Genomic DNA, 25,959 nt, shown 5'->3' on the forward strand with positions numbered 1-25,959 from the left:
ATTCACCGTGCGGGGCCGGTCGATGACGGTGTGTACTGTGCTGCGAGCGCCACATGGGAGAGCCCTGGGCTCCCCGTGCCCACTGCTGCCCTACTCCCCCTGGAAACCGATTCCATGATCGAATTGCCGGAACTGGTGGCCGGTGGTCTCGCCGCCGGAACGCTCTCCGCGCTCGCCCTCGGCGGCAGCCTGCTGCGGGCCCGGCGCCAGAAGGCGGCACTGCGGGCCGAGGTGCAGGAGCTTCGTACACACCTGGCGGGCGCCGAGGGCACGTTCATCTCCGAGGTCGAGCATCTGGCCGCCCGCCGGATGCCCGCGGCCGCCGCGCAGCTCACGCATCCGCACCTCAAGGTGCCGGGTCCGGCCGGGCAGAACACGCCCGGGACTCCCACGGGGATCGCGCTGGAGTACGTACTCACCGCGCTGCGCGAGGAGTTGACCGCACAGCGCACCCGGATCGACGCGGCCGCGCAGGCCGGTCTGCGGGGCGCCACCCGGGAGATCCAGGCCGCCCTGTACCGCCTGCAGGACGCCCTGCGCGGACTCCAGCAGCGCTATGACGATCCGGAGTTGGCGCAGACGCTGTTCGCGCTGGACCACGAGAACGAGCAGTCGCTGCGGCGGGCGCAGGTGGCCGCGGTGGTGTGCGGGGCCTGGGTGGGGCTGGCCCGCGAGGAGTCCCACGTGGTGGACGCCGTGACCGGTGGCCAGGCCCGGCTCGCCGGCTACCACCGGGTCACGGTCCACAACCACCTGGAGCCGGGCACCGCCCTGGTCTCCCACGCGGTCGAGCCGGTCGCCATCATCGTCGCCGAACTGCTCGACAACGCGCTGCGCCACTCGGCACCGGACACCGACGTCGTGGTCAATCTGGAGCACGTCCACCACGGGGTGTGCGTCACCGTCGACGACGCCGGCGTCGGCATGACGCAGGACGAACGGGCCCGCGGCCAGCGGCTGGTGGCGGGCAGCGACCCGATCCTGCTGACCGACCTCGGCGATCCGCCGCGCATGGGCCTGGCCGCGGTCGGCCAGCTCACCCGCCAGTTCGACCTGAGCGTCGACGTCTCCTCCCCGTCGCCCTACGGCGGGGTGCGCGCGGTGCTGCGGGTCGACAGCCATCTGCTCGGCCGGATCGACCCGGGCGTACGGCCGCCGTCGGCCAGCGCGCCGCGCTCGACGCGCGAGCGCACGGTGGTGCGCCGGGAGCCGGCGCGTGAACCGGCCGCGCACGAGACGCCGTCGGGCCGGCCCGCCGTGGACGGGACGCCGTCGGCCGAGCCCCCGGCTCCCCCGGCCCCCGCACCCTCGGCTCCGGCACCCGCCGCGGCCGTCCCCGGAGCCGAGCACGAACGCGCCCCCGGCCACCAGGAGCCGGGCGACCTGGGCGGTCTGCCGCAGCGGCGACGTCGTACCCGTCCCGACAGCCCCGGCGTACCGCAGCAGCAGCCGGCCGCCCGGCGCCCCGAGGAGGCGGCCGCCGCGCTCGCGGCCCTGCAGTACGGCACCGCGGCGGCGCGGACCCCCAAGCGGGCCGGCGCGCCCGATCCCCAACGGACCGACGACGAAGGAGGAGCGGCCAGATGACCAGCCGCGATGCGGGCGAGACGGCATGGGTACTGGATCCGATCCTGCAGGTACCGCATGTACTGGCCGCCGTCCTGCTCACCCGGGACGGCCTGGCGACCGGGTACACCGACGCCCTGTCCCAGGCGACCGCCGACCGGGTGGCCGCGATCACCAGTACCGTGCAGGGCGCCTGCCGGGCCGCGGCCGCCGCGTTCGCGGACCGGGACCGGGCCGAGGTGCGCCAGGTGGTCATCGAGTCGGACCACGGGTACGTGCTGATCGTGCCGACCGACCACGGCACCTGTGTGGCGGCCTACGGCGACCCGGAGGTGCGGCTCGACCTGCTGGCGCACCGGGTGCACTCGCAGGTGGCCCGGCTGGGCGAGAAGGCGATGGCGGCGGCGCCCAGAGGCTCCGACGGCGGCGCACCGGCATGACCGGCCGCCGTGGCGGCCGTCCCCTGGTCCCCGCGTATCTGTCGACCGGCGGGGTGGCCCGGCCCAGCCGTCCGCATCTGGAACGGCTGACCGTGCTCACCCGCGACGCCACCCCCCTGCCCGCCGGTCTGCCCGCGGCCGAACAGGCCCTGCTGGAGCTGCTGTCCGGTGGCGCGCTGACGCTGGTGGAGGCGGCGGCGCTGCTGCGGCTGCCGGTCTCCGCCGTCCGGGTGCTGGCCGCCGACCTCGTCGACCGGGACCTGGTCCAGGCCCGCGCGCCGATCCCGCCCGCCGAACGGTTCGACCCCGACCTGCTGAAGAGAGTGGCCGATGGCCTCCGCGCCCTCAAGCACCGGTGAGCTGCCCCGCGCGGGCGGCCCCCATCTCCCCGACACCGCCCGTGACTTGGTGAAGATCCTGGTCACCGGGCCGTTCGGGGTGGGCAAGACGACCCTGATCGACGCGGTGTCGGAGATCCGCCCGCTGCACACCGAGGAGCACCTCACCGAGGCCTCCGCCCATGTCGACGAGCTCGACGGGGTGCGGGACAAGGAGACGACGACCGTCGCGATCGACTTCGGGCGGATCAGCCTGGCCGGCGGCATCGTGCTCTATCTGTTCGGGACGCCGGGACAGCAGCGGTTCCGGACACTGTGGGACGACATCTCCTACGGGGCGCTCGGCGCCCTGGTCCTGGTGGACAGTCGGCGGATCGACGCCTCCTTCGACGTGCTGGGCCTGGTGGAGGAGGCGGGGCTGCCGTACGCGGTCGCCTTCAACGCGTTTCCCGACGCGCCCAGTCACCATACGAGCGACCAGCTGCGGGCCGCCCTGGACCTGGAGCCGGGCACCCCGATGGTGACCTGTGACGCCCGGGACCCGCGCTCCTCGATCGACGCGCTGCTCGCCCTCGTACAGCATCTGATCGACGACCGGCCGGTGGAGGCCCGATGACCGTGCAGCAGTCCTTCACCGTCTCCGGACCGGTGCGCCTGTGGGAGGACGGCTTCGCCCGGAACCCGCACGGCTACTACGCGGCGCTGCGCGCCCAGGGCCCGGTCGGCTGGGCGGAGCTGGCGCCGGGCACGCCCGCGTACGTGATCACCGAGCGGCGCGCCGCCCTCGACGTACTGCGGGACGTGGAGACCTTCTCGCACGACCCGCGGGGCTGGGAGGCCACCGTCCCCGAGGACTCCCCGCTGCTCGGCATGATGCGCTGGCGGCCCAACGCCCTGTTCTCCGACGCCGACGCCCACATCCGCTACCGCACCAGCCTCATCGACGTGTTCGACCTGATCGAGCCGCACGATCTGCGCGCGCTGGTGCACCGCGCGGTACGGGTGCTGGTGGACCGTTTCGGGCCGCGCGGCGAGGCGGATCTCGTCGCCGACTTCACCCGGCCGCTGATGGCGCTGGTGTTCAACAACCTGTTCGGGCTGCCGGACAGCCAGGGCGACCGGCTCAACGAGGGCCTCCTGAAGATGATGGAGGGCGGTGCGCAGGCGGTCGAGGGCGAGGCGGAGTTCGCCGACTACGTGCTGCGACTGGTCGCCGCCAAGGTCGCCGAGCGTGGCGAGGACCTGCCGAGCATGCTCCTGGACCACCCGGCCGGGCTGACCCCGGAGGAGGTCACCTGGCAGGTCTTCCTCACCCTCGGCGCGGGGTACGAGCCGACCACGAACCTGGTGTCCAACGCGCTGTCCCGGATCCTCGGCAACTCCCTCTACTACTCCACGCTGACCAGCGGCGCCCGCCCGGTCATGGACGCGGTGATCGAAGTACTGCACCACGAGACCCCGTTGGCCAACTACGGCATCTACTACGCCCGCCGGCCCGTCTCCTTCCACGGGGCGTGGGTCAGGCCGGCGATCCCGGTGGTGGTCTCCTTCGGTGCCGTGGGGCTGTTCGCCGAGCGGGAGGTCACCAACGGCCGACAGGCCGGGGACGCCTCGCACCTGTCGTGGGGCGCGGGCCCGCACGCCTGCCCGGTGCGGCACCACGCGCTGCTCATCGCGACCGAGGCGATCGAGCGGCTCACCCTGTGGCTGCCCGACCTCGACCCGGTCCTGCCCCGCGAACGGCTCAGCTGGCGGCCCGGCCCGTTCCACCGCTCGCTGACATCCCTGCCCGTCCGGTTCAGCCCCCGCTCCCCCGACCAGCCTGGAGAGTCGTCGTGACCGTCACCGACCGCATCGCTCTCGACCCGTTCGGCTCCGACATCCCGGCGGAGAGCGCACGGTTACGCGCCCTCGGCCCCGTCGTGCCCGTCGAACTGCCCGGCGGCATACCCGCCTGGGCGCCCACCGGCTACGACGTCCTCAAGGAGCTGATCCTCGATCCCCGGGTCAGCAAGGATCCCCGCAAGCACTGGCGGTTGTGGCCGGAGATCGGCGAACACCCCTCCTGGGGCTGGGTGGTCAGCTGGATCGGCGTGGTCAACATGCTCTCCGCCTACGGCCCCGACCACACGCGGCTGCGCAAGCTGGTGGCGCCGAGTTTCACGCACCGGCGCACCGAGGCGATGCTGCCGCGCGTCACGGCCATCGCCGCGGGGCTGCTCGACACGGTGGCCGCCGCGGGCGCCGACGGCTCGGTGGTGGACCTCCGTGCCGAGCTGGCGCATCCGCTGCCCATGCGGATGATCTGCGAACTGTTCGGGGTGCCCGAGGAGATGCGGGCGGACACCGGTGAGCTGATCGCGGCCATCATGGACACCTCCGACCCGACCCCGGAGCACGCCGTGTTCGTGCAGGAGCGCATCGGCACGGTCCTCGGCGGGCTGATCGCGTACAAGGCCGACCACCCCGGCGACGACATGACCACGGAGCTGATCCGGGTCCGCGACGAGGACGGTGACCGGCTCAGCGACGAGGAACTGCTGTACACGCTGCTGCTGGTGATCGGCGCCGGGTTCGAGACCACGGTCAACCTGATCGGCAACGCGACGGTGGCGCTGCTGACGCATCCGGTGCAGTTGGCGGCGGTGCGCGCCGGGACGGTCGGCTGGGACGCGGTGATCGACGAGACGCTGCGGCTGCATCCGTCGATCGCCTCGCTGCCGCTGCGGTTCGCGGTGACCGACCTGAAGGTCGGGGACGTCACCGTTCCGGCCGGGGACGCGATCATCACGACGTACGCGGCGGCGGGGCTGGACCCGGAGCGCTACGGGGCGGACGCGGACGTGTTCGACGCGGCGCGCGGGGCCGACGACCATCTCTCGTTCGGGCTCGGGGTGCACCGCTGCATCGGCGCGCCGCTGGCCCGGGCGGAGGCGCTCGCCGCGTTGCCCGCCCTGTTCGACCGCTTCCCGGGACTGCGGCTGGCGGTCGGGGCGGAGGAACTGCGGCAGGTGCCGTCGTTCATCGCCTTCGGCTGGCAGGAGATCCCGGTACGGCTGGGGGTGTGAGCCCGGCGCGCGCGGGGACCTGAGTCCAGGGGTCGCGGGGGCGGCGACCGGTCCCCCGTTCCGGTCGTGCCCCCGCGGAACGTGAAGATACGTGCGGATCCGGCCGTTGGGTACCGCAGCGATGCCCGATCGGGCACCTGGAGGACTCACCCGTGCACAGGTGAGTCCGGTTGGCCCGGATTCGCACCGAGCAGGGCGGGCGCGGTGAGGTCCCCGAGGGCGAGGTGGGCCAGGACGACCTCGTACAGGTCGGTGCCGGCGGCCAGCAGCTGACGCTCCAGGACGGGTTCGGCGCCCCGGACGTGTTCGCGGACGGTCTGGGCGTGGACCCCCAGGTCCTGGGCGGCGCGTTCGGCGTTGCCGTCGGCGGCGATCCAGGCCCGCAGGGTACCGCGCAGGTCACGGCCGTCCCGGGTCAGCCGGTCCAGCAGGTCGTGCGCCCAGGCGCGCAGCCCGGGTCCGGCCAGCAGGTCCCCGAGCCGCGCGCCGGACGCCTGCGGTGCCGTACCGCCGAGGTCCTCCGTCCGGGCCGCCTGGGTGTTCAGGGCCAGATGGGCGGTGGCGCGCACGGCGAGGTCGGAGAAATCGGCGCCCAGGAGGGCCTCGACGCGGTCCATGCGGGCGCGGACGGTGTTGCGGCTGACGCCGAGGACCTTGGCCGCGCTGACGGCGGTGAACTCCAGGCCGAGGCGGGTGGTGGCGAGGAGTTCCGCGCGGGTGTGGTGGGGCAGGGTGTCCAGCGGCCGGAGCACGCTCGTGGACCAGGTGTGCAGCGCGACGGGGTCCATCAGCCGTTCCGGGTGGGTGCGTTCGGCGTAGACGGCGGTCTGGTCGGGGCGGAAGCGGGCGACGGCCAGGGCGCTGATGGCCTGGCCGTAGGCGGTGGCGGTGCGGGCGAGGCTCTGCCGGACGCTGCCGCCGAGGAAGGTGCCGGGGCGGCCGTCGACCAGCGAGCGCAGCCACCGGCCCGCCGTGGGCGCGGGGCTGACGACGATGACGTGGCCGTCGACCGCGGGGCAGCGCACGACCAGGGCCTGGCCGCGGGTGATGTCGAGGCAGTCCTCGGCGAGCCCGTCGCGTTCCGCCGGATGCCCCTCGACGACGTACACGCTGGCGCTGTCGGTGTCGAGGAGGCCGGGCCACAGACCGGCGGCGACCCGCCGGGCGGAGACGGTGTCCTCCACCATCAGCAGTTGCAGGATGGCCAGGCGCAGATCGGCGGTGGCCCGCCGGAGCCGGCGCCCGGCGGCCGTCGACTCGCGCTCGCGCAGCAGGAGTTCGACGATGCCGGCGGTATGGGTGACGATCTCGGCGGCGCGCCGGTCGAAGGGGGTGGCGCGGGCCACGGCGAGCAGGGAGGTGGCCGCCGGGCGCGCGTCGGGGGCACGGACGGCGACCAGCCGCAGATGCCGGTCGCCGTCCTGGACGGCGGCGGCGGAGATCCGGCCGGTGACCACCTCGGCGACGAGGTGGTCGTCGAGGGACAGCGGCTCCCCGGCGAGCAGGGTGCCGTCGGCGTTCTGGAGGCAGACCGTAGCCTGCACCGCGCGGGCGAGCCAGGCGACCACGCGGCGCGGGTCGCGGGCGCCGGGGCGCAGATGGTCGAGGAGCTGCGTGGCCCAGGTGTCGCCGTGGGGTGTCGGGGGGTGCGGGCCCTTGCCTTCCCGGCCTGCCATCTCGCCCTGCTCCTCGTCCCTGTCGTCCGCCTCGGCCTTCGGACGTTACCCGATGAACCCGGGGCCGGTCCCGCCGCCGGGTACACCTCCGTCGGCGGCCCTCGGGGGAAGGGCCGCCGACGGAGAACGCCTCACCCGGGGCCGGGGGGGAGGGCCCTCGGGCGGCTGAAGAAGCGGGTGCCCGGAAACCCCGCGGGTATGCACACGAATTCCGAAGACGCGGACCGGGCCGCACCGGCGCCGTCGGCCTCCGGGAAAACCGGCACCCGCCTCCGGGAAACGCCTCCCCCGTTCGGAGCCGGTCATCGCACCGCCCCGGGGCCGTACCGCCCCGCCGCATCCACCACAGCCCAGGACCGAACCCGCCCCGCCGCATCCACCACAGCCCAGAGCCACACCCGCTCGGCCGCTTTCCCGACAACCCACAACCACACCCGCCCCGCCGCATCCCCGACAACCCACAACCACACCCGCCCCGCCGCATCCCCGACAACCCACAACCACACCCGCCCCGCCGGGTCCGCGCGGCCGGCCCGGCCCGTACGGCATAAGCTCGTCGAATGGCGAAGTACTTCGACGTGCACCCCGACAACCCGCAGCCGCGCAGCATCTCCCAGATCGCCGACGCGGTGCGCTCGGGGTCACTCATCGCATACCCGACCGACTCCTGCTACGCGCTGGGCTGCCAGCTCGGCAGCCGCGACGGCATCGACCGGATCCGCGGCATCCGGCACCTGGACGACCGGCACCACTTCACACTGATGTGCCGCGACTTCGCCCAGCTCGGCCAGTTCGTGCGCGTCGACAACGACGTGTTCCGGGCCGTCAAGGCATCGACCCCCGGCAGCTACACCTTCATCCTGCCGGCGACCCGGGAGGTGCCGCGCAAGCTGCTGCACCCGAAGAAGAAGACCGTCGGGGTGCGCATCCCCGACCATGTGGTCACCCAGGCGCTGCTGGCGGAGCTGGGCGAGCCGCTGCTGTCCAGCACCCTGCTGCTGCCGGACGAGAAGGAGCCGCTGACCCAGGGCTGGGAGATCAAGGACCGGCTCGACCACCAGGTGGACGCGGTGGTCGACTCCGGGGAGTGCGGCACCGAGCCGACCACGGTCATCGACTTCTCCGGCGGGGAGGCCGAGATCGTCCGCCGGGGCGCGGGCGACACCTCCCGGTTCGAGTGAACTCGAGGATCCCCCGTCCACTGCTCGCTCACCCCGGCGTGCCACGATGATCAGGACATGCCGCGCCGGGTGTCCCCCACCCCGACGCCGACTCCACAGAGAGGCACTTGCGCCATGACCGCCGTACAGGGAACCGACGTGGACATCACCACCGCGGACGGCGTCGCCGACGCCTACCTGGCCCACCCCGCCGACGGACTCCCGCACCCCGGCGTGCTCTTCTACCAGGACGCCTACGGCATCCGCCCGCACCTGAAGTCGATGGCGGACCGGCTCGCCGGCGCGGGCTACACGGTGCTGGTCCCCAACGTCTTCTACCGCAGTGGCCGCACGCCGGTCATCGACCTCCCCGAGTTCATCGACCCCTCGGCGGACCCGACGATCTGGCAGCGGATCATGCCGATCCTGCAGTCGCTGACGCCCGAGCGCGTCAAGCGGGACGCCGACGCCTACCTGAACTGGCTGGCCGACAGCCCGCTGGTGGCCGACGGACCGGTCGGCATCACCGGTTACTGCATGGGTGCCCGGCTGGCCGTGGGGACCGCCGCCGTCTTCCCGGAGCGGGTCGCCGCGGCGGCCGGCTTCCACGGCGGCGGACTGGTCAACGACACCCCGGACAGCCCGCACCTGATGGTCGGCCCCATCACCGCGGAGCTGTACTTCGGCTTCGCCGACCAGGACCACTCGATGACCGCGGAGCAGATCCGCACCTTCCAGGAGGCACTCGACGCCGCCGGCATCCGCAACACCTGCGAGGTCTACCCGGGTGCCGCGCACGGCTATACGCAGGCCGACACCCCGGCGTACTCCGCCGAGGCCGCCGAGCGCCACTGGGCCGCGCTGCTCGACCTGCTGAAGCGCGCTCTCTGATCCACCGACGTCACCGAACCAGACGTCACCGCAAGAAGGGGCCCGTCGACCGGGCCCCTTCTTTCGTCCTACGCATTGACATGAACCCGCCTCGCCGCCACCCTGAGAGCGCTCTCAAAATTGGTCCGGACCAATTTCGTACCAACCCCGACCCCACACGGAGGTGGAGAGTGCGCACAGGACTCGCACGCCGGACGCTGCCCCTGGCGGCCGCTGCGGCACTGATCGGCGGGGTGCTCACGCTGGGCACCCCGCACCCGGCCGACGCGGCGGTGCCGGACACGATCCCGCTCAAGATCACCAACAACTCCGGCCGCGGCGACCAGGTGTACGTCTACGACCTCGGCACCCAGCTCTCCACCGGTCGGCAGGGCTGGGCCGACGCCAACGGCACCTTCCACGCCTGGCCGGCCGGCGGCAACCCGCCGACCCCGGCACCGGACGCCTCGATCACGGGCCCGGCGGCGGGCCAGTCGAAGACGATCCGGATCCCGAAGTTCTCGGGCCGGATCTACTTCTCCTACGGCCAGAAGCTCGACTTCAGGCTGACCACCGGCGGTCTGGTGCAGCCCGCCGTGCAGAACCCGAGCGACCCCAACCGCAACATCCTCTTCAACTGGTCCGAGTACACGCTCAATGACTCGGGTCTGTGGATCAACAGCACCCAGGTGGACATGTTCTCGGTGCCCTACGCGGTCGGAGTACAGCGCTCAGACGGCAGCACGGCCAGCACCGGGCACCTCAAGTCGGGCGGCTACAACGGGTTCTTCAGCGCCCTGCGCGGGCAGCCCGGCGGCTGGGCGAACCTGATCCAGACCCGGTCTGACGGCACGGTCCTGCGGGCGCTCTCCCCGCTGTACGGCGTGGAGACCGGGGCGCTGCCGTCGACCGTCATGGACGACTACGTCAACCGTGTCTGGTCGAAGTACGCGACGTCGACCCTGACCGTCACGCCGTTCGCCGACCAGCCGAACACCAAGTACTACGGCCGGGTCTCGGGGAACGTCATGAACTTCACCAACTCCGCCGGAGCGGTGGTGACGAGCTTCCAGAAGCCGGACGCGAACAGCATCTTCGGGTGCCACAACCTGCTCGACGCGCCCAACGACCAGGTGCGCGGACCGATTTCGCGCACACTCTGCGCGGGCTTCAACCGGTCGACGCTGCTGACCAGTGCGAACCAGCCGGACACCAACCCGGCCGACTTCTACCTGGACACGGTCACCAACCACTACGCGCGCAAGATCCACGCCCAGATGGCCGACGGCAAGGCGTACGCCTTCGCGTTCGACGACGTCGGCAACCAGGAGTCGCTGGTCAACGACGGCAGTCCGCAGCAGGCGTACCTCACGCTGGACCCGCTGAGCTGACACGGCCGAGCGTCCCGCACCCGGAGTCCGGGTGCGGGACGCTCACCTTTCCCGTACGTCAGCCGGTCGTCACGGCGGTGTCGTCGACGACGAAGCTGGTCTGGAGCGAGGAATCCTCGACACCGGAGAACTTCAGGGCCACGGTGCTGCCCGCGAAGGAACCGAGGCTGAAGGACTTCTGCACGTACCCGGAGGCCGCGTTGAGGTTGGAGTACGTGGCCAGGGTGGTGGAACCGGCGGTGACCGTCAGCTTGTCGTACTGGGTGCTGGTGGTGGTCTCGGCGGTGTCGATGTGCAGGTAGAACGTGAACGTGGTGCTGGTGCAGCCGCTCGGGATCGTCACCGACTGGGAGAGCGTGTCGGTGTGGGTCGAGCCGTAGCCGTCCAGCCAGGCCTTGTACGAGCCCGCGTGTGCCGCCTGGCCGGTGTCGTTGGTGATGACCCCGCTGGTGGCGGTCCAGGTGGTGTTGCCGGACTCGAAGCCCGCGTTGCCGAGGAGCTGTGTGGCGGTGCAACTGCCGCCGCCCCCACTGGAACTGACGGTCCAGGTGAAGGAGGCGGTGCCGGTGGCGCCCGTGGAGTCGGTCACCGTGACGGTCGTGCTGTAGGTGCCCGCCGTCGTGGGTGTGCCGGTGATGGCGCCGGTCGAGCTGCTGATCGACAGGCCGGTCGGCAGTCCGGTCGCCGCGTAGGTCAGCGAGCCGCTGTTGGTGCTGCTCGCCGAGACCTGCAGGCTGACCGCGGTACCCACCGTCGAGGACTGGCTGCCCGGGTTGGTGACCGTCACCCCCGAGGTCGGCGGGGTGACGTGGCTGCCGACGTTGATGCCCGCGAAGGCGTTGGCCACACCCGCGTACTGGGTGGAGCTCGCGCCGTACAGAGCCGTCGCGGCGTTGAGCGCGGCGGTCCGGGCGGCCGCGTAGTTGGTGCTGGACGTCATGTACGACGTCAGCGCCTTGTACCAGATCTGCAGGGCCGCGGCCCGGCCGATGCCGGCTACGGCGACGCCGTCGGAGGTCGTGCTGTTGTAGGTGACGCCGTTGATGGTCTTGGTGCCGCTGCCCTCGGAGAGCAGGTAGAACATGTGGTTCGCGGGGCCGGAGGAGTAGTGCACGTCGAGGTTGCCGACGCCGGAGTACCAGCTGTCCGCGGATCCGCCGTCCTTGCTCGGCTTGTCCATGTAGCGCAGCGGGGTGCCGTCGCCGTTGATGTCGATCTTCTCGCCGATGAGGTAGTCACCGACGTCGGAGGAGTTGTTGGCGTAGAACTCCACGCCGGTGCCGAAGATGTCCGAGGTCGCCTCGTTCAACCCGCCGGACTCGCCGGTGTAGTTGAGGCCCGCGGTGTTGGAGGTGACGCCGTGGCTCATCTCGTGGCCGGCCACGTCGAGCGAGGTGAGGGCGTGCGTGCTGCTCGTGCCGTCGCCGTAGGTCATGCAGAAGCAGGAGTCGTCCCAGAAGGCGTTGACGTACGCCGTGCTGTAGTGGACGCGGGAGTACGCGGCGACGCCGTCGTTCTTGATGCCGCTGCGCCCGAAGGTGTTCTTGTAGAAGTCCCAGGTCGTCTGGGCGCCGTAGGCCGCGTCGGCGCCGGCGGTCTGGGTGTTGGAGCCGGATCCGGTGCCCCAGACGTCGTCGGTGTCGGTCATCAGGGTGCCGGTGCCCGACGTCGCGTTGTTGAGGCTGTACGTCTTGTGGCCGCCGCGCGTGGTGTCGTACAGCTGGTACGTCGAACCCGACAGGGTCGTGTTCAGCGTCACCGTGCCGCTGTACTGGGTGTTGCCGGTACCGGACTTGACCGCCTGGTAGCGGTACAGCTCCGCGCCGGTCGTGGCGTCCGTGATGACGTGCAGCTGGCTGGGGGTGCCGTCGTCCTGGAAGCCGCCGACCACGGTCTCCCACGCGAGCTTCGGGGTGCCGTTGCCGGCCCAGATCACCTTGCGGGCGCTGTCGGCGGCGGGCTTCTCGGCGTCGAGGGCCTTGGCGGTCTTGAGCGCCTTGGCCTGGGCGGCCGACTTGGTGAAGGCCGCCGTCGTGGAGGCGACCTTGATGGTGCGCTTGTTGTTGAAGGTGGTGCTGACCGTGCCGGCCGCCAGCGAAGCGGGCGGGGTGTGCACGACCAGGTCGCCGCCGAGGACCGGCAGGCCGGCGTAGGTGCGCTCGTAACGGGTGTGCAGGGTGCCGTCGTTGTCCTTGGCGACATCCTTGACGACGAGCTTCTCCTTGGCGCCGAGGCCGATGGTACGGGCGGTCGCGGCGGTCTGCTGCTGGGCGCTCTTGATCAGCGCCGTGTGCTGGGCGGGGCTGAGCTTGGCCTCCAGGCCGCCGGCGCGAAGGGGGCTGGGGTGGGGGGCGGCGGGCTTGGCGTTCGCCGGAACCGACTGGATGCCGACGGCGAGAAACGCCACGGTGGAGACCAGGGCGGCTCCTACCGTGGCGCGTCTGTGGGGAAGACGTCTCACTCGTACTCCTCCTGCTGCGGCCGCCGGGTCGCGGCCGGTGACAGACCGGGCAGACGGGGATGTGCTGTCCGGGACGAGCTGAGCTGTGCGGGGACCGGGATCGGGAGGACCGGGACACGGGGTCCGTGATCCATGGACACGCCATGGAGAAAGCGTGTGCTGAGCGAGGATTCCAGTCTTGACCCGCTCATGTCAGTAATGTCGAGGTCAATCAAGGGTTTTCCCTATGCCGGGTGAGGCGGTCGGGGCCGGGCGGGGCTACGTGGACGGCGTGCGCACCATGAACACGTCCACCGGATCCTCGGTCTCGACGGTGAACCCGTGCCGCTCGTACAGCCGCCTGGCCGCGCTGCCCCGCAGGACGTTCAGCCGTACGCGCACGCCGTCGCGGTCGCACCGCTCCAGCAGCTCGCGCAGCACGCCCGAACCGATGCCGGCGCCCTGGACGTCCGGGGCCAGATAGAAGTGTTCCAGCCAGTGGGCGTCGGCGGCCGGCCGCAGCGCGACACAGCCGGCGAAGGCGCCGCCCGCCTCGATCACCCAGGTGTGGGCCGCGTCGAACCCGTCCCGCAGCCGCTGCCGGACGCGCCGCGGGTCGTACCGCCCGAGCCGCTCCAGATCGTCGCGCAGCACGACGGCGCGCAGCTCGGCCACTGCCTCGACGTCCGCCGGCGACGCCGGCCGCATCCCCCAGTCCCCCATGACGGGCCAGGCTACCCAGCGGTCCGGCGCTCCTCCTCGGCACCCTGCCCGTACGGAACGCCCTCCCCGGCGTGACGGCGAAACACCTCGCACCCAGCCCGAGTCGCGACGAGTTTGCCGATTCATCCTGTTTATTCTGATTCACCTCCACCCCACGGAAAGGGCTCACCCATGCGGGTCTTCATCGTCGGCACAGGCAACATGGCGGGCGGTATCGCCACCCGGGCCCTGGCGGGCGGGCACACGGTCCGGCTGGTCGGCACCGATCCGGCGAAGGCCGCCAACCTCGCCGACGCCCTGGGCGAGCGGACGGCCGACGCCGATGTGGCACCCGCCGTGCCGGACGCGATCGGATCGGCCGACGTGGTGGTACTGGCCGTGCCGTTCGACGTGGCCAGGCAGGTGGTGACCGAGTACGGGGACCATCTCGCCGGGAAGACGGTCGTCGACATCTCCAACCCGGTGGACTTCGCCACCTTCGACCGGCTCACCGTGCCTCCGGACAGCTCCGGCGCCCAGCAGATCGCGGAGGCCGCCGCGCCGGGCACCCGGGTGGTGAAGGCCTTCAACACCACGTTCGCGGGCGCGCTGGTCGCGGGCGAGGTCGGCGGGCTGCCGCTGGACGTGTTCATCGCGGGTGACGACGCGGCGGCCCGCGACCAGGTGGCCGAGCTGGTCTCCTCCGGCGGGCTCAACCCGGTGGTCGTCGGCGGACTGCGCCACGCCCGCGAACTGGAGGGCATCCAGTTGCTGCACATGGCTCTGCAGACCCGCCCCGAGGGGCACGGCTGGATGAGCGCGATCAAGATCGTCGCGCCCTGAGCCGGTGCCGCACCCTGAGCCACGGCCGTGCCCGGACCGAGAACGGCTTGTGGAGAGGCCGTGCCGATCCGTGGCGTCCGAGCGGCAGCCGAAGTCCCGGTGAACGCCGGGGCGCACGCCCCCGGCACGTAGTACCTTCCCCTCAACAGCCGTGACTCTGGGGGGAGTTGCATTTATGCACGGCACGACAAGCGGGTTCCACTACGGCGCGGTCACTCCGGTGGCGGCCTATCTGATGGCCTGTCTCGGCGGAGCCCTGGGGCTGCGCTGCATCGTCCGGTCGCTCTACCACAACGGGCAGTCGTGGAAGCCCGGCTGGCTCGCCCTGGGGGCGGCCTCCATCGGCTGCGGCATCTGGACGATGCACTTCATCGCGATGATCGGCTTCCATGTCCAGGAGACCACGATCCGCTACGACGTGGCCCTGACCCTGCTCAGTCTGGTGGTGGCGATCCTGGTGGTCGGCATCGGCGTCTTCGCGGTCGGCTACCGGGGCGCGACCGCCGGAACGCTCTCGACGGCGGGCGTCATCACCGGTCTCGGCGTGGCGGCCATGCACTACCTGGGCATGGCCGCGCTCCGCCTTGACGGAACGATTCACTACGACCCGGTCACGGTCGCCCTCTCGATCCTGATCGCGATCGCGGCGGCGACGGCCGCCCTGTGGGCCGCGGTGTCGGTCCGGGGCTTCATGGCGAGCCTGGGCGCCAGCCTGGTGATGGGCCTGGCGGTGTTCGGCATGCACTTCACCGCCATGACGGCCGTGAGCGTCGAGGTGCACCCGGCGTCCGCCACCTCCTGGTCGAGCGCGTCACCGACCTCACTGCTGCTGCCCATGCTGCTGGGCCCGGCCGTCTTCCTGCTGCTGGCCGGGGTGGTGGTGATGTTCGACCCGCTGCTGGTCCTGGGCGAAGGCGACTGGAACCGGCAGGCGGCTGCCGGGAAGGACCGGCCGGTGACCCCGCCCCGGGCGGCCCGGTCACGGCCACCGGGACCGGACGGCGGACGCACACCCGGGAGGCGGCACGGCCGTCCCGCCCGCCCGGCACCGGGCGGCGGCGCGGCACAGCCGGGCACGGCGGCGCGCACCGCACCGGCCGCCCCGGACCGGTACGGCACCCCCGCCCGTCCCGAGGACCCGTACGGCGCCCCGTCGAACCCCTACGAATGGTGACGGCCCCGCAGGACACCAACCCCTCCGCCTCACCGGTTCGTTGATCGTTGCTACGGTGCCCGCGTGTCTGACTCCTCACGCGAAACAGCAGAAGGCGCCGGCTGGGGCGAGGCCGAGCGCGGTGCATATCGCCGGCTGATGCCGGGCCATGTCGAGAAGCTCTTCTGGTTCAACCCCAGGACCATGTGGGCCGCCCGCAACGGCGTGCTGGCGTCCTGGTTCGGCGACCCGACCGGCCGTACCCGAAGCCGCTGGGTGGCACAGCGGGCGGCCGCCGGGGCAGCCGCCGACAAGGTGATCCGGCGTGCTGAGGGGGACCGGTTCTCGTTCATGGTGATCGGCGACACCGGTGAGGGCGACGACTCCCAGTACGCCGTCGTGCCGGGGTTCCTGAAGGTGAGTCAGGACACCGACTTCGCGGTGATCGCGAGCGACGTGATCTATCCGGTCGGCGCCACCGACGACTACGGCACCAAGTTCTTCCGCCCGTACCAGGACTATCCGGCGCCGATATACGCGATACCCGGCAACCACGACTGGTACGAGGACCTCGGCGCGTTCATGCGCGTCTTCTGCGAGGACGCCCCGCCGCTCCCGCCCGAGCCGAAGCCCCGCCCCCTCTCCCACGCCTGGTGGCGCACCCTGCTGTGGCACCGGCCGGGCCCGGCCGACGAGCAACTCCTGGCGGAGGCCCGGACGTTGCGCCCGACGCCGGAGCAGCACGCCGTACAGCCCGGCCCCTACTGGGCCATCGACGCCGGCCCCGTCCGGATCGTCGGCATCGACACCGGTCTGCTCGGCACGGTCGACGCCGAACAGGGCGCGTGGCTGCGGGAGGTGTCGCAGGGGCCGCGCCCGAAGATCCTGGTCACCGGCTCCCCGCTGTACGTGGACGGCGAGCACCATCCCTGCCCGATCGACGGCGGCGGCACGGTCGATGACATCGTCCGCGACCCGGCCCACCACTATGTGGCGGCGATCGGCGGTGACATCCACAACTACCAGCGCTACCCGGTCGACGTGGCCGGCCGCACCATCCAGTACGTGGTCGCGGGCGGCGGCGGTGCCTTCATGCACGCCACCCACACCATCCCGCGGGTCTCCATAGCGAACGTCACCGAGGACGACTTCCGCTGCTACCCGCTGCGCGGCGACTCCCTGGCCTTCTACAGCCGGCTGTACGGCCGCCGGCTGCGCCTGCCCCGGTTCTTCACGCTCACCGCGGAGGAAGCGACGGCGGTGATCGCCGAACGCCTCGGCATCAAGCCCAGCCGTACGCCCGGCCCGGACACCCGGGTCACCCGCCGCACCCGGCTGGTGGCGAGCCTGCTCGGCGCCGGCGGTCGCCCGGACCGCACCTCCCGCTTCCGGCTGCCGGTGAAGAAGATCTACACCCAGCTGTTCTCCCCCGGCTCGGCCACCTACACCCCGCCCTTCTTCAAGTGCTTCCTGCGCCTGGACGTCAGCCCGGAGGCGGTACGGCTGCGCTGCTTCGCCGCGACCGGGAACCGTACGCAGGAGCTGGATCCACCGGTCGAGGACGAGATCATCATCCCGCTCGTCTGATCACACTCCCGCAATGTTCGGGTGTCACAATCGGGGCAGAACTGACGTACGACCGCTGGAGGACCCGTGCCGTCCACCCCCCGCCCACTGCGCAGACTGGGCTTCCTCACCATCGGCCTGTTCGACGGGGCGGATCCGGGCAAGGGGCACGAGTCCACGCTGGAGATCATCGAGCTGGGCGAACGACTGGGCTTCGACAGCGCGTGGGTGCGGCACCGGCACCTCCAGTACGGCATCTCGTCCCCCGTGGCCGTCCTCGCGGCGGCCTCGCAGCGCACCAGCCGCATCGAACTGGGCACCGCGGTGATCCCGCTGGGCTGGGAGAACCCGCTGCGGCTCGCCGAGGACCTGGCGACCGTCGACATCCTGTCCGGCGGCCGCCTCAACCCCGGCGTGAGCGTGGGCCCGCCCATGCACTACGACCAGGTCAGGGAGGCCCTCTACCCGGACACGGCCGATGCCGAGGACTTCAGCTACGAGCGGGTACAGCGGCTACTGGACCACGTCCGGGGCAAACCCGCCACCGACTTCAGCGGGGTCGAGGGCTTCGAGGTGTTCTCGGACGTGGTCCAGCCGCACTCCCCCGGTCTCGGGCACCGGCTCTGGTACGGCGGCGGCAGCCTGAGCTCGGCGCGCTGGGCGGGCGAGCACGGCATGAACTTCCTGACCAGCAGTGTCGTGCGGGCCGGGGACCCGAAGGACGCGTACGACTTCGCGGAGATCCAGCTCTCGCACATCCGCGAGTTCCGCGCCCACCACCCGGACGGCGACGCGGCCCGGGTCTCGCAGGGCCTGGTCGTCATCCCCACCGACTCCGCCACGCCCGAGCAGCGCGCCAAGTACGAGGCGTACGCGGCCAAGCGGCTGCCCCGCACCACGGCCCCGCAGGGTCCGGCGCGGCTGCTGTTCGCACCGGACCTGGTGGGCACCTCGGCCGAGATCGCCGAACAGCTGCACGCGCATGCGGCGTTCCGGGAGGTCGACGAGGTGGCTTTCGCGCTGCCGTTCACGTTCGACCACGAGGACTACGTGCAGATCCTGACCGACATGGCGACCCGGCTGGGCCCGGCACTGGGCCGTCCGCAGCCGGGCGTCTGAGTCACCAGCGGCCCGCCTCCGTGCCGGTCACCGGCTCCGACGGCCTGCCGTCCACGCCGACCGGCACCTCGCCGTGCAGCATCACCCGGTGCATGACGCGGGGGTGGCCGAGGTGGGCGTTGTCGCTCGGCGCGAGATGGATGGTGGCCCGGTTGTCCCAGAAGGCGACGCTGCCGGGCTCCCAGCGGAAGCGGACCGTGTACTCGGGCCGTACCGCCTGTTCGAGCAGCATCTCCAGGAGCGCGGCGCTCTCCGGTCGCGAGACGTCGGTGATCTGCTCGACGTAGTAGCCGTTGACGTACAGCACCCGCTCGCCGGTCTCCGGGTGGACGCGCACCAGCGGGTGCACCGAGGCGACCTGATGGTCGAGGAGATGGCGGAGGTAGGAGTCGTCGCCGGGCCGGGGCTGGTAGCCGACGCCCAGGCGGTGCTCGGCGCGCAGTCCGTCGACGAAGGCGCGCACGGGTGCGGAGAGCCCCGCGTAGGCGGCGGCCAGGTTGGCCCAGGTGGTGTCGCCGCCGTACGGCGGAACGGTCTCGGCGCGCAGGATGGTCGCGGCGGGCGGGTCGATCCGGGCGCCGTGGTCGCAGTGCCAGCCGCGCAGCAGGGTGTGCCGGCGCCGCTGGAGCCACTCCTCGTGCTCCATGCCGAACCGTCCGCCCAGCTCCAGCCGGTCGGCGGTGGTCTCCACCTCGGGAAAGCCGGCGGGCGAGGCGCTGCCCCGGCGCCCGAGCACGACCGGCTCACCGAACCTCCGGGCGAAGGCGACATGGCCGGCGTGGTCCAGCCGCTGTTCCCGGAAGAACACGACCTTCCAGCGCAGCACCGCCTCCCGGATGAGCGCGACCACCTTGCCGTCGAGGTCCCCGGCGAGGTCGACGCCGGTGATCTCGGCCCCGATGTGCCCGGCGACAGGCCGCACCTCGGCCCCCGCGACGCGCTTCGCCTGCTCCGCCGTGCCCCTGTCCGTCGTCATGCGTGCTCCGATGGTCGTCGGTACCGGTCCACTGAAGATCGTGACAAGACGCCGCCCGCAACAAAAGACATTGCGAAAAGCGTCGGCCGCGCCATGATCGCAGGGCAGCGGACCCGTACCGGAGGAGCAACACATGCATGACACGGCCGATCTCATCGCCGAGGCCTACGGACTCGGCCCGGGACCCTGGACGTTGACGCCCGTCACCCGTGGCGCGCTGGGCCGGATCTGGAAACTGACGGGAGCGGACGGCACCGCCCGGGCGGTCAAGGAACTCCTCTTCGGCTGCGACGACAAAGACGTCGAGCGGGAGGCCTCCTTACGGCTCGCGGCCGAGCGACTCGGCATCGCCTCGCCGCGGCTCTTCGCCAACCGCCACGGCGCACACGTCACCCGCGTCCCGACCGCCGCCGGTGTGTCCCCTGTGAAGCTGTACGACTGGATCGACGGCAGCCCGGCGGACATCTCCGAGCCGGGGATCCTGGACTGGTTCGGCCGGACCATGGGCCTGCTCCACCGCGCGGGTGAGGGCGCGGTGGAGGCGCCGGACCGGTGGTACGAGCGGTGCCCCGAGGCCGGCGACTGGAAGGACCTGCACGAGAAGGCGACCGCGGCCGGTGTCCCCTGGGCGGACGAACTGGGCCGGTTCATCAGCACGTCGGCCGTGGAGCTGGCCCGCTGGGTGACCCCCTCCGACGCCGGCGACCGGGTGACCTCCCACCTCGATCTGCAGCCCCAGAACGTCCTGGTCGGCCCGTCCGGGCCGGTCCTGCTCGACTGGGACAACGCCGGGCCCGTCTCCGCGGGACGGGAGTTCGCCCAGGCCCTGTACGTGTGGGCGGGCGGCAACCGGGCGGACCCGGCCGCGGCCCGTCGCCTGGCCAGCGCCTACCGGCGGGCGGGCGGCCCGGCCACCGTCCACGGTCCGGAGTCCTTCGCCATGCTCTTCGCGACCTCGCTGAACTACATCCACGTCCAGGCAGCGGCCGCGGTCGACCCCGAACTCTCGCCCGAGCAGCGCGAGTTCGCGAACAGCCAGGTCGCCGCCCGGCTGTCCGAGGTACCCGACCCGGCGGCCGTGTCCCGTCTGGCCGCGGCCGTCAGGGACGCGTAGCAGAAGAGTCTGATACCGGCGCCAGGGGCGTCCGGTCGGGGGCCGTCTCCGACCGGCCCAGCGGTGCGGAGTGCGCGTGGATTCGGCGGTTCCGGCCCGGAGGGGGCTCGCGGCGGCCTATGTTCACGTCGGTACTCGATCTTCGGCACAGGAGGCCCTCCGTATGCGCACCGCGCTCCGTACCGCCCTGGCCGGGGCTGTCGCCGCCGGCACTCTGCTGACCTGCGGCACCGCCTACGCCACTCCCGCCGGGCCCGGTGTGACCGGCCGGCTGATCAGTCAGACCACCGTCGGCGGCACGGACTACGTGCTGCGGGAGATCACCGTCCCGCCCGGGCAGACCACCGGCTGGCACTTCCACGACGGCCCGGTCTACGGATACGTCCAGAAGGGCACGCTGAGCCACTTCCACTCGGACTGCGAGGGGGACGGGGTCTACCGGCAGGGCGGCACGGTGTACGAGCCGGGCGGGGCGGGCGATGTGCATCTGGGCGCGAACCTGGGCGACACCGACCTCGTTCTGGACGTGCTGTACATCCTCCCGCACGGCTCGCCGTACTCCGAGTCGGTGCCGAACCCGGGCTGCGACTTCGAGTAACCCGGTCACTCCTGGTTGGCCGGCAACGGCCCTTCGGGCAGCGGCTGTTCGGCCCAGATGGTCTTGCCGCTGTCGGTCTGGCGACTGCCCCAGCGCTGGGTGAGCTGGGCGACGAGGAGCAGGCCGCGGCCGCCCTCGTCGTAGGCGTGCGCGCGACGCAGATGCGGTGAGGTCGAACTGCCGTCGGAGACCTCGCAGATGAGCGCGCGGTCGCGGATGAGGCGCAGTTGGATGGGCGGTTCGCCGTAGCGGATGGCGTTGGTGACGAGTTCGCTGACGACGAGTTCGGTGACGAAGGCGGCCTCGTCCAGCCCCCAGTCGGTGAGGCGTTCGGTGGCCGCCTGCCTGAAGTACGCGACCTCTGCGGGGTCCGGCGGGACGTCCCAGGTGGCGACCCGGTCGGCTCCCAGGGCGCGGGTGCGCACCAGCAGCAGGGCGACGTCGTCGGAGGGCTGTTCCGGCAGGACCGCCTTGAGCACGTTGTCGCTGAGGTCCTGCAGCGAGTCGGCCGGCGCGCTCAGCGCCCGGCACATCTCCTCGGTGGCGCGGTCCACGTCCCGGTCCCGGTCCTCGATCAGGCCGTCCGTGTAGAGGGCGACGACGGCGCCCTCGGGCAGGTCCAGCTCCACCGCCTCGAAGGGCAGACCCCCGACACCGAGCGGCGGTCCCGCGGTCATCGGGACCAGCTCGGCCTCGCCACCGGGCAGCACCACGGCGGGCGCCGGGTGTCCCGCGGCGGCGAGGGCGAGGTGGCGCGAGACCGGGTCGTAGACCGCGTACAGGCAGGTGGCGCCCAGTTCGGCGACCTCCTCGCCGTTGCCGTCCGCGGCCAGGTGGATGACCAGGTCGTCGAGGTGGGTGAGGAGCTCGTCGGGGGGCAGGTCCACGTCCGCGAGGGTGCGTACGGCCGTCCGCAGCCGGCCCATGGTGGCGGAGGAGCGGATGCCGTGGCCGACGACGTCGCCGACGACCAGGCCGACCCGGCTGCCGGAGAGCGGGATCACGTCGAACCAGTCGCCGCCGATGCCGGCCAGTGAACCGCAGGGCAGATAGCGGTGCGCCACCTCGACGGCGGCCTGACCGGGCAGGCCGCTGGGCAGCAGGCTGTGCTGGAGGGTGAGGGCGGTGGAGCGCTCGCGGGCGAAGCGGCGGGCGTTGTCGATGCAGACGGCGGCACGGCTGCCGAGCTCCTCGGCGAACACGGTGTCGTCGATGGCGTAGTCGTCGGGGTGGCGCATGCGCACGCCGACGACGACGCCGAGCAGGATGCCCCGGGCCCGCAGGGGTACGGCGACCATGGAGTGGACGCCCTGACGGTACTTGCGGCCCTGGGGCGCACGGGCGTTGCGCTCCGCGACCCAGCGGTGAAACTCCGGTTCGCCGGCCTGGCTGACCACCGCGCGCCCCTCGCGCAGCGCCCGGGCCGGCGGTGACGACGCCAGATGCACCTCCGTCTCACCCAGCCGTACGGCCGCCTCGGGGGTGCCCTCGTTCGCCGAGCCGTGGGCGACGCGCCGCAGTTCGATGTCCCCCTCCGGGATGGTGGGCAGCTCCTCGGCCGAGAGGACCCAGTCGAGCAGGTCGACGCTGGCGAAGTCGGCGTAGCGCGGGACGATGAGCTCGACGACCTCCTCTGCGGTACGCACCACGTCCAGGGTGGTGCCGATGGAGGTGGCCGCCTCGTTGAGCAGGGCGAGCCGCAGCCGGGCCAGGTACTGCTCGGTGCTGTCGAAGGCGGCGAGGGCGACCGCGGTCAGCTCGCCGCCCCGGTCGTGCAGGGGCCACATCTCGATGCTCCAGGCGTGGTCCCGGTCCAGGGCCGGGGCGGCGGTGAAGCTCTCGTAGCGGGTGGGCCGGCCGGTCTCGACGACCTGGCGCAGATGGCTCAGGAAGCCCTGGCTGTGCGGGACGTCCTCGATGGTGTCCATGAAGAAGCGGCCGCGCAGGGCCTCCTCGGAGGCGCCCATGACCTGGCAGGCCTCGTCGTTGGCGCGGAGGTAGCGCTGGCGGACGTCGAAGACCGACATGGACATGGAGGCCTGCTGGAAGGCCCGTTCGGCCAGGGTGGGCTCGGCCTGCGGGGGCGGGTCGGCGGTGAGGACGTATCCGGTGGTCTGGCCGTCGGGGCCGAGGACCGGGCAGGCGGTCAGGGCGATCTCCGTCCGGCGTCCGTCGGCGTGACGCAGGGCGACGGTCCCGGAGCGGGCGGCGAGCGCCGCCGCGGGTACCGCCTCGGCGAGCAGGTCGGCGGCGGGCCGGCCCACGACCTGCTCCGCCGGGCGTCCGGTGAGTACCCGCGCGCCTTCGCTCCACCCCGTCACCCTGCCCAGGGCGTCAATGATCGCCGCGGCCGCGACACGCTCCATACGCCCCAGGATGGGACCTATGCCCCACCGCATCAAGCGCGGGGACGGGCCGTCTCAGCCCTGCCGGCCGCGCAGTGCGGCGAGCGCCCGGTCGGCGTGCGTGTTCATGCGCAGTTCGCTGCGGACGACCTCCAGGACGGTGCGGTCCTGGGCGATGACGAAGGTGGCCCGCTTGGTGGGGGCGATTGCGATGCCGCGTTTGACGCCGAACCGCTCGCGGACCGTGCCGTCGGCGTCGGAGAGCAGCGGCATGCCGAGCGTGTGCTTCCCGGCGAACTCCTGCTGCCGCTCGACGCTGTCCCCGCTGATCCCGACCGGCCGGGCGCCGGCGGCGGCGAACTCGGTCGCCAGGTCCCGGAAGTGGCAGGCCTCGGTCGTGCAGCCCGGCGACAGGGCGGCCGGATAGAAGAAGAGGACGACCGGCCCGTCGGCCAGCAGTTCCGTGAGCGTTCGCGTGGTACCGGTCTCGTCCGGCAGCGCGAAGTCCTCGATCTTGCTTCCGACCTCTACGGTTCCCGCCATCTATCGGCCCTCCTCGTTGTGCGCGACGTTGCGTGCGACACCGCGCGCCCACAGCACCAGGGGAATCTGGAGCGGCAGGCGGGCGAGGGCCGCGGTCCTGAGCGGTTCCGGCCGCTGCTGCCAGTCGACGGCCATCTGCACGTTGGCCGGGAAGACGCCGACGAAGAACGCGGCGGCAGCACGGGCCGCCGCCTTGCGGGTGCGCGGCAGGGCGATCCCGGCCGCCAGTGCCAGTTCCACGGCCCCGCTCCCGTACGTCCAGGCCCTGGGTGAGCCCGGCAGCGCCTTGGGGATCGTGGCGTCGTACGACTTCGGCGCCGCGAAGTGAGTCACTCCGGCGGCTGCCAGCAGCCCCGCCAACAGCAGGGCTGAACGTTCGGACCGGGCCACGACGCCTCCTCTGACGACCTGCCGCCGGATATTACCGGGTGGTACCGGCCCGCTCCCCGCCGGGGCGTGCGCACACCGTCGCCTCACACGGTGCCGGCCGAGGGCACCGACTCGCCGGCCTCGTCCTCGACCGCGTAGGCGAGAAAGTCGTCGACCATGCGGTGGAAGAGCGTGGCCAGGTGCCGCAGTTCCTCGGGCGTCCAGTCGTCCAGGGCCAGCTGCATGCCGCGCGCCCCGGCGTCCCGGACACGGTGGACGGCGTCCCGGCCCGCGTCGGTGAGCTCGATCCGCTGGGCGCGGCGGTCGTCGGGGTCGGGGACCCGGGTGACGTACCCCGACCTCTGGAGCTGCTGGACCGTGCGCGTCACGTGCGAGGCCTCCACGCCGAGCCGCTGCGCCAGCTCCCCCGGGCGTTGCGGCTCGGAGTCGGCGACCTGGCGGAGCAGGGCCACCGCGGCCCGGTCCAGCGGAACGCCGGCGAGGGCCATCAACCGTTCGTGCTGGCGGGCCCGGGTGCTCAGATAGGTGATGCGTGTCAGGGCGCGCTCGATCTCGACGACCTCCGGGGAGGCGGCGGGCACGGCTGGCAGCGGTTCTGTGGACATACCAGCCAGTTTACCATATCGTTGCGTAACTCAAGTAAGTTACTGCGCAGGTTTACGCACGCCGCTGCCCAGAGTCCACGATCGGAGCCGAATGTCCCTCCTGGCCCGCCCTTCGGTCGCCGCCCTCGGCGCGAGGACCCTGCAGCGGCTCACCCTCCTGGCGAGCAGGCGCCGGAGCGGTCCCGGCTCCGACGCCGCCTCGCACGCCCGGCTTCCCGAGTTCCCGCGCAGGACAAGGGAGCTGACCGTCCCGACGGCCATCGCCCCGGCCCGCGCCACGGTGTATGTGCCGCCGTCCGGGGACGCGCCACCCCCGGTGCACGTCAACTTCCACGGTGGCGGCTACGTCATGGCGCTCACCGAACTCGACGACCCGCTGTGCCGGTTCCTCGCGGCCGAGGCCGGGGTGGCCGTGGTGAACGTGGACTACGTCGTCGCCCCGCAGCATCCCTTCCCGGCCCCGCCCCGCCAGGCCTACGAGGTGGTCCGCTGGGTCGCCGAGCACGCGGCCGAGCAGGGCTGGGACGGCTCCCGGCTGACCGTCGGCGGACAGAGCGCCGGCGGCGGGCTCGCCGCGGCGGTGGCCCGGCAGGCGCTGACGGCGGGCGGCCCCTCGATCGCGCTCCAGGTGCTCCACTATCCGCCACTGGACCTGGCGACGAACGCGGCGGACAAGCACGCCTCGATCACCAGACCGATGCTGCGGCCCTGGATGGCGGAGGTCTTCGACACGTCCTACGTCCCGGACCCGAAGCGGCGCAGCGACCCGCTGGTCTCCCCCGCCCACCCGTCCGACACCGCCGACCTGACCGGGATCGCCCCGGCGCTGGTGATCACCGCGGAGTACGACCTGCTCAGAGCGGAGGGCGAACGGTACGCGGAGCGGTTGCGGGCGGCGGGGGCGTTGGCCGGGTACCACGAGGTGGCGGGGGCCGACCACGGGTACGACGGCAAGGACGACGCGAAGGCCCGGGAGGTCTACGCGCTCATCGCGCGCCAGGTGCGGATTGCGACCCGGGGTAAGGACGCCGCGGGGCCGCCGGCGCGCTGAGCGCC

General features: G+C 72.3%; 24 protein-coding genes. 16 read left to right on the forward strand and 8 right to left on the reverse strand.

Features of this window, described 5'->3' with window-relative positions:
- Positions 1-114: 114 nt before the first annotated feature.
- Genes ACZ5K7_RS34950 through ACZ5K7_RS34975 form a run of 6 tightly spaced genes read left to right on the forward strand, consistent with a single transcriptional unit; the run spans position 115 to position 5,412 of the window.
- Positions 115-1,587 (forward strand): ATP-binding protein, encoded by a 1,473-nt coding sequence (locus ACZ5K7_RS34950; RefSeq protein ID WP_468919929.1) that lies wholly within the window; start codon positions 115-117, stop codon positions 1,585-1,587.
- Positions 1,584-2,006 carry a roadblock/LC7 domain-containing protein gene (locus ACZ5K7_RS34955; protein WP_468919931.1) on the forward strand — a complete coding sequence of 141 codons (423 nt, stop codon included), beginning with the start codon at positions 1,584-1,586 and terminating at the stop codon, positions 2,004-2,006. The genes ACZ5K7_RS34950 and ACZ5K7_RS34955 overlap by 4 nt, the downstream gene beginning before the upstream one ends.
- Positions 2,003-2,365, forward strand: a complete 363-nt coding sequence (locus ACZ5K7_RS34960) for a DUF742 domain-containing protein (protein WP_453578638.1) — start codon at positions 2,003-2,005, stop codon at positions 2,363-2,365. Before ACZ5K7_RS34955 ends, ACZ5K7_RS34960 begins: the two co-directional genes overlap by 4 nt.
- A complete protein-coding gene (locus tag ACZ5K7_RS34965) occupies positions 2,337-2,960 on the forward strand; it encodes a GTP-binding protein (RefSeq protein ID WP_351711150.1) in 624 nt (207 codons plus the stop codon). The genes ACZ5K7_RS34960 and ACZ5K7_RS34965 overlap by 29 nt, the downstream gene beginning before the upstream one ends.
- On the forward strand, positions 2,957-4,183 hold the full coding sequence (locus tag ACZ5K7_RS34970; protein WP_468919935.1) for a cytochrome P450 family protein: 1,227 nt from the start codon (positions 2,957-2,959) through the stop codon (positions 4,181-4,183). The genes ACZ5K7_RS34965 and ACZ5K7_RS34970 overlap by 4 nt, the downstream gene beginning before the upstream one ends.
- Positions 4,180-5,412, forward strand: coding sequence for a cytochrome P450 family protein (locus ACZ5K7_RS34975; protein ID WP_468919937.1), 1,233 nt, complete (start codon positions 4,180-4,182; stop codon positions 5,410-5,412). Before ACZ5K7_RS34970 ends, ACZ5K7_RS34975 begins: the two co-directional genes overlap by 4 nt.
- A gap of 146 nt (positions 5,413-5,558) precedes the next feature.
- Here the strand turns inward: ACZ5K7_RS34975 and ACZ5K7_RS34980 are convergent, their stop codons facing one another.
- Positions 5,559-7,088, reverse strand: coding sequence for a helix-turn-helix domain-containing protein (locus ACZ5K7_RS34980; protein ID WP_468919939.1), 1,530 nt, complete (start codon positions 7,086-7,088; stop codon positions 5,559-5,561).
- Between the two features lie 560 nt (positions 7,089-7,648).
- On the opposite strand from ACZ5K7_RS34980, the gene ACZ5K7_RS34985 reads away from it, so the two are divergent.
- The 3 genes from ACZ5K7_RS34985 (at position 7,649) to ACZ5K7_RS34995 (ending at position 10,509) form a co-directional block, all read left to right on the forward strand.
- Positions 7,649-8,269, forward strand: coding sequence for an L-threonylcarbamoyladenylate synthase (locus ACZ5K7_RS34985; RefSeq protein WP_351711158.1), 621 nt, complete (start codon positions 7,649-7,651; stop codon positions 8,267-8,269).
- Between the two features lie 114 nt (positions 8,270-8,383).
- Positions 8,384-9,139: a dienelactone hydrolase family protein gene (locus tag ACZ5K7_RS34990; RefSeq protein ID WP_351711160.1), complete on the forward strand. Its 756-nt coding sequence runs from the start codon at positions 8,384-8,386 to the stop codon at positions 9,137-9,139.
- A 170-nt stretch (positions 9,140-9,309) separates the two neighbouring features.
- Entirely contained in the window at positions 9,310-10,509 is a 1,200-nt protein-coding gene (locus tag ACZ5K7_RS34995; RefSeq protein ID WP_351711162.1) for a glycoside hydrolase family 64 protein, read from the forward strand.
- A gap of 58 nt (positions 10,510-10,567) precedes the next feature.
- On the opposite strand, the gene ACZ5K7_RS35000 is transcribed toward ACZ5K7_RS34995, so the two are convergent.
- Positions 10,568-12,970, reverse strand: a complete 2,403-nt coding sequence (locus ACZ5K7_RS35000) for a M4 family metallopeptidase (RefSeq protein WP_351711164.1) — start codon at positions 12,968-12,970, stop codon at positions 10,568-10,570.
- A gap of 258 nt (positions 12,971-13,228) precedes the next feature.
- Complete coding sequence (locus ACZ5K7_RS35005; protein WP_468919942.1) at positions 13,229-13,672, reverse strand: GNAT family N-acetyltransferase; 444 nt, start codon at positions 13,670-13,672, stop codon at positions 13,229-13,231.
- A 171-nt stretch (positions 13,673-13,843) separates the two neighbouring features.
- Here ACZ5K7_RS35005 and ACZ5K7_RS35010 point away from each other — a divergent pair, with 171 nt between their 5' ends.
- The 4 genes from ACZ5K7_RS35010 to ACZ5K7_RS35025 all read left to right on the forward strand — a co-directional run bounded on the left by ACZ5K7_RS35010 (position 13,844) and on the right by ACZ5K7_RS35025 (position 18,332).
- Complete coding sequence (locus ACZ5K7_RS35010) at positions 13,844-14,494, forward strand: NADPH-dependent F420 reductase (RefSeq protein ID WP_468919944.1); 651 nt, start codon at positions 13,844-13,846, stop codon at positions 14,492-14,494.
- A gap of 175 nt (positions 14,495-14,669) precedes the next feature.
- On the forward strand, positions 14,670-15,668 hold the full coding sequence (locus tag ACZ5K7_RS35015) for an MHYT domain-containing protein (protein ID WP_468919947.1): 999 nt from the start codon (positions 14,670-14,672) through the stop codon (positions 15,666-15,668).
- A 63-nt stretch (positions 15,669-15,731) separates the two neighbouring features.
- Positions 15,732-17,234 carry a metallophosphoesterase family protein gene (locus ACZ5K7_RS35020; protein WP_468919949.1) on the forward strand — a complete coding sequence of 501 codons (1,503 nt, stop codon included), beginning with the start codon at positions 15,732-15,734 and terminating at the stop codon, positions 17,232-17,234.
- 66 nt (positions 17,235-17,300) lie between these two features.
- Positions 17,301-18,332 carry an LLM class flavin-dependent oxidoreductase gene (locus ACZ5K7_RS35025; protein WP_351711174.1) on the forward strand — a complete coding sequence of 344 codons (1,032 nt, stop codon included), beginning with the start codon at positions 17,301-17,303 and terminating at the stop codon, positions 18,330-18,332.
- A 1-nt stretch (position 18,333) separates the two neighbouring features.
- On the opposite strand, the gene ACZ5K7_RS35030 is transcribed toward ACZ5K7_RS35025, so the two are convergent.
- Positions 18,334-19,308 carry a TauD/TfdA dioxygenase family protein gene (locus ACZ5K7_RS35030; protein ID WP_468919952.1) on the reverse strand — a complete coding sequence of 325 codons (975 nt, stop codon included), beginning with the start codon at positions 19,306-19,308 and terminating at the stop codon, positions 18,334-18,336.
- Between the two features lie 133 nt (positions 19,309-19,441).
- Here ACZ5K7_RS35030 and ACZ5K7_RS35035 point away from each other — a divergent pair, with 133 nt between their 5' ends.
- A complete protein-coding gene (locus tag ACZ5K7_RS35035; protein WP_468919955.1) occupies positions 19,442-20,422 on the forward strand; it encodes a phosphotransferase in 981 nt (326 codons plus the stop codon).
- Between the two features lie 163 nt (positions 20,423-20,585).
- Complete coding sequence (locus ACZ5K7_RS35040; protein WP_351711180.1) at positions 20,586-21,020, forward strand: cupin domain-containing protein; 435 nt, start codon at positions 20,586-20,588, stop codon at positions 21,018-21,020.
- Between the two features lie 5 nt (positions 21,021-21,025).
- Here the strand turns inward: ACZ5K7_RS35040 and ACZ5K7_RS35045 are convergent, their stop codons facing one another.
- From ACZ5K7_RS35045 to ACZ5K7_RS35060, 4 genes are all read right to left on the reverse strand, one after another.
- Positions 21,026-23,386, reverse strand: coding sequence for an ATP-binding SpoIIE family protein phosphatase (locus ACZ5K7_RS35045; protein ID WP_468919959.1), 2,361 nt, complete (start codon positions 23,384-23,386; stop codon positions 21,026-21,028).
- Positions 23,387-23,440: 54 nt separating this feature from the next.
- Positions 23,441-23,908: a peroxiredoxin gene (locus ACZ5K7_RS35050; protein ID WP_351711184.1), complete on the reverse strand. Its 468-nt coding sequence runs from the start codon at positions 23,906-23,908 to the stop codon at positions 23,441-23,443.
- A complete protein-coding gene (locus tag ACZ5K7_RS35055) occupies positions 23,909-24,298 on the reverse strand; it encodes a DoxX family protein (protein ID WP_351711186.1) in 390 nt (129 codons plus the stop codon). It abuts the gene before it with no gap.
- A gap of 83 nt (positions 24,299-24,381) precedes the next feature.
- Positions 24,382-24,903 (reverse strand): MarR family winged helix-turn-helix transcriptional regulator, encoded by a 522-nt coding sequence (locus ACZ5K7_RS35060; RefSeq protein ID WP_351711188.1) that lies wholly within the window; start codon positions 24,901-24,903, stop codon positions 24,382-24,384.
- 91 nt (positions 24,904-24,994) lie between these two features.
- Between ACZ5K7_RS35060 and ACZ5K7_RS35065 the strand changes: the two genes are divergently transcribed.
- A complete protein-coding gene (locus ACZ5K7_RS35065; RefSeq protein ID WP_468919964.1) occupies positions 24,995-25,954 on the forward strand; it encodes an alpha/beta hydrolase fold domain-containing protein in 960 nt (319 codons plus the stop codon).
- The last annotated feature ends 5 nt before the right edge of the window (positions 25,955-25,959 follow it).

Source organism: Streptomyces sp. NPDC031497, from assembly GCF_055580905.1.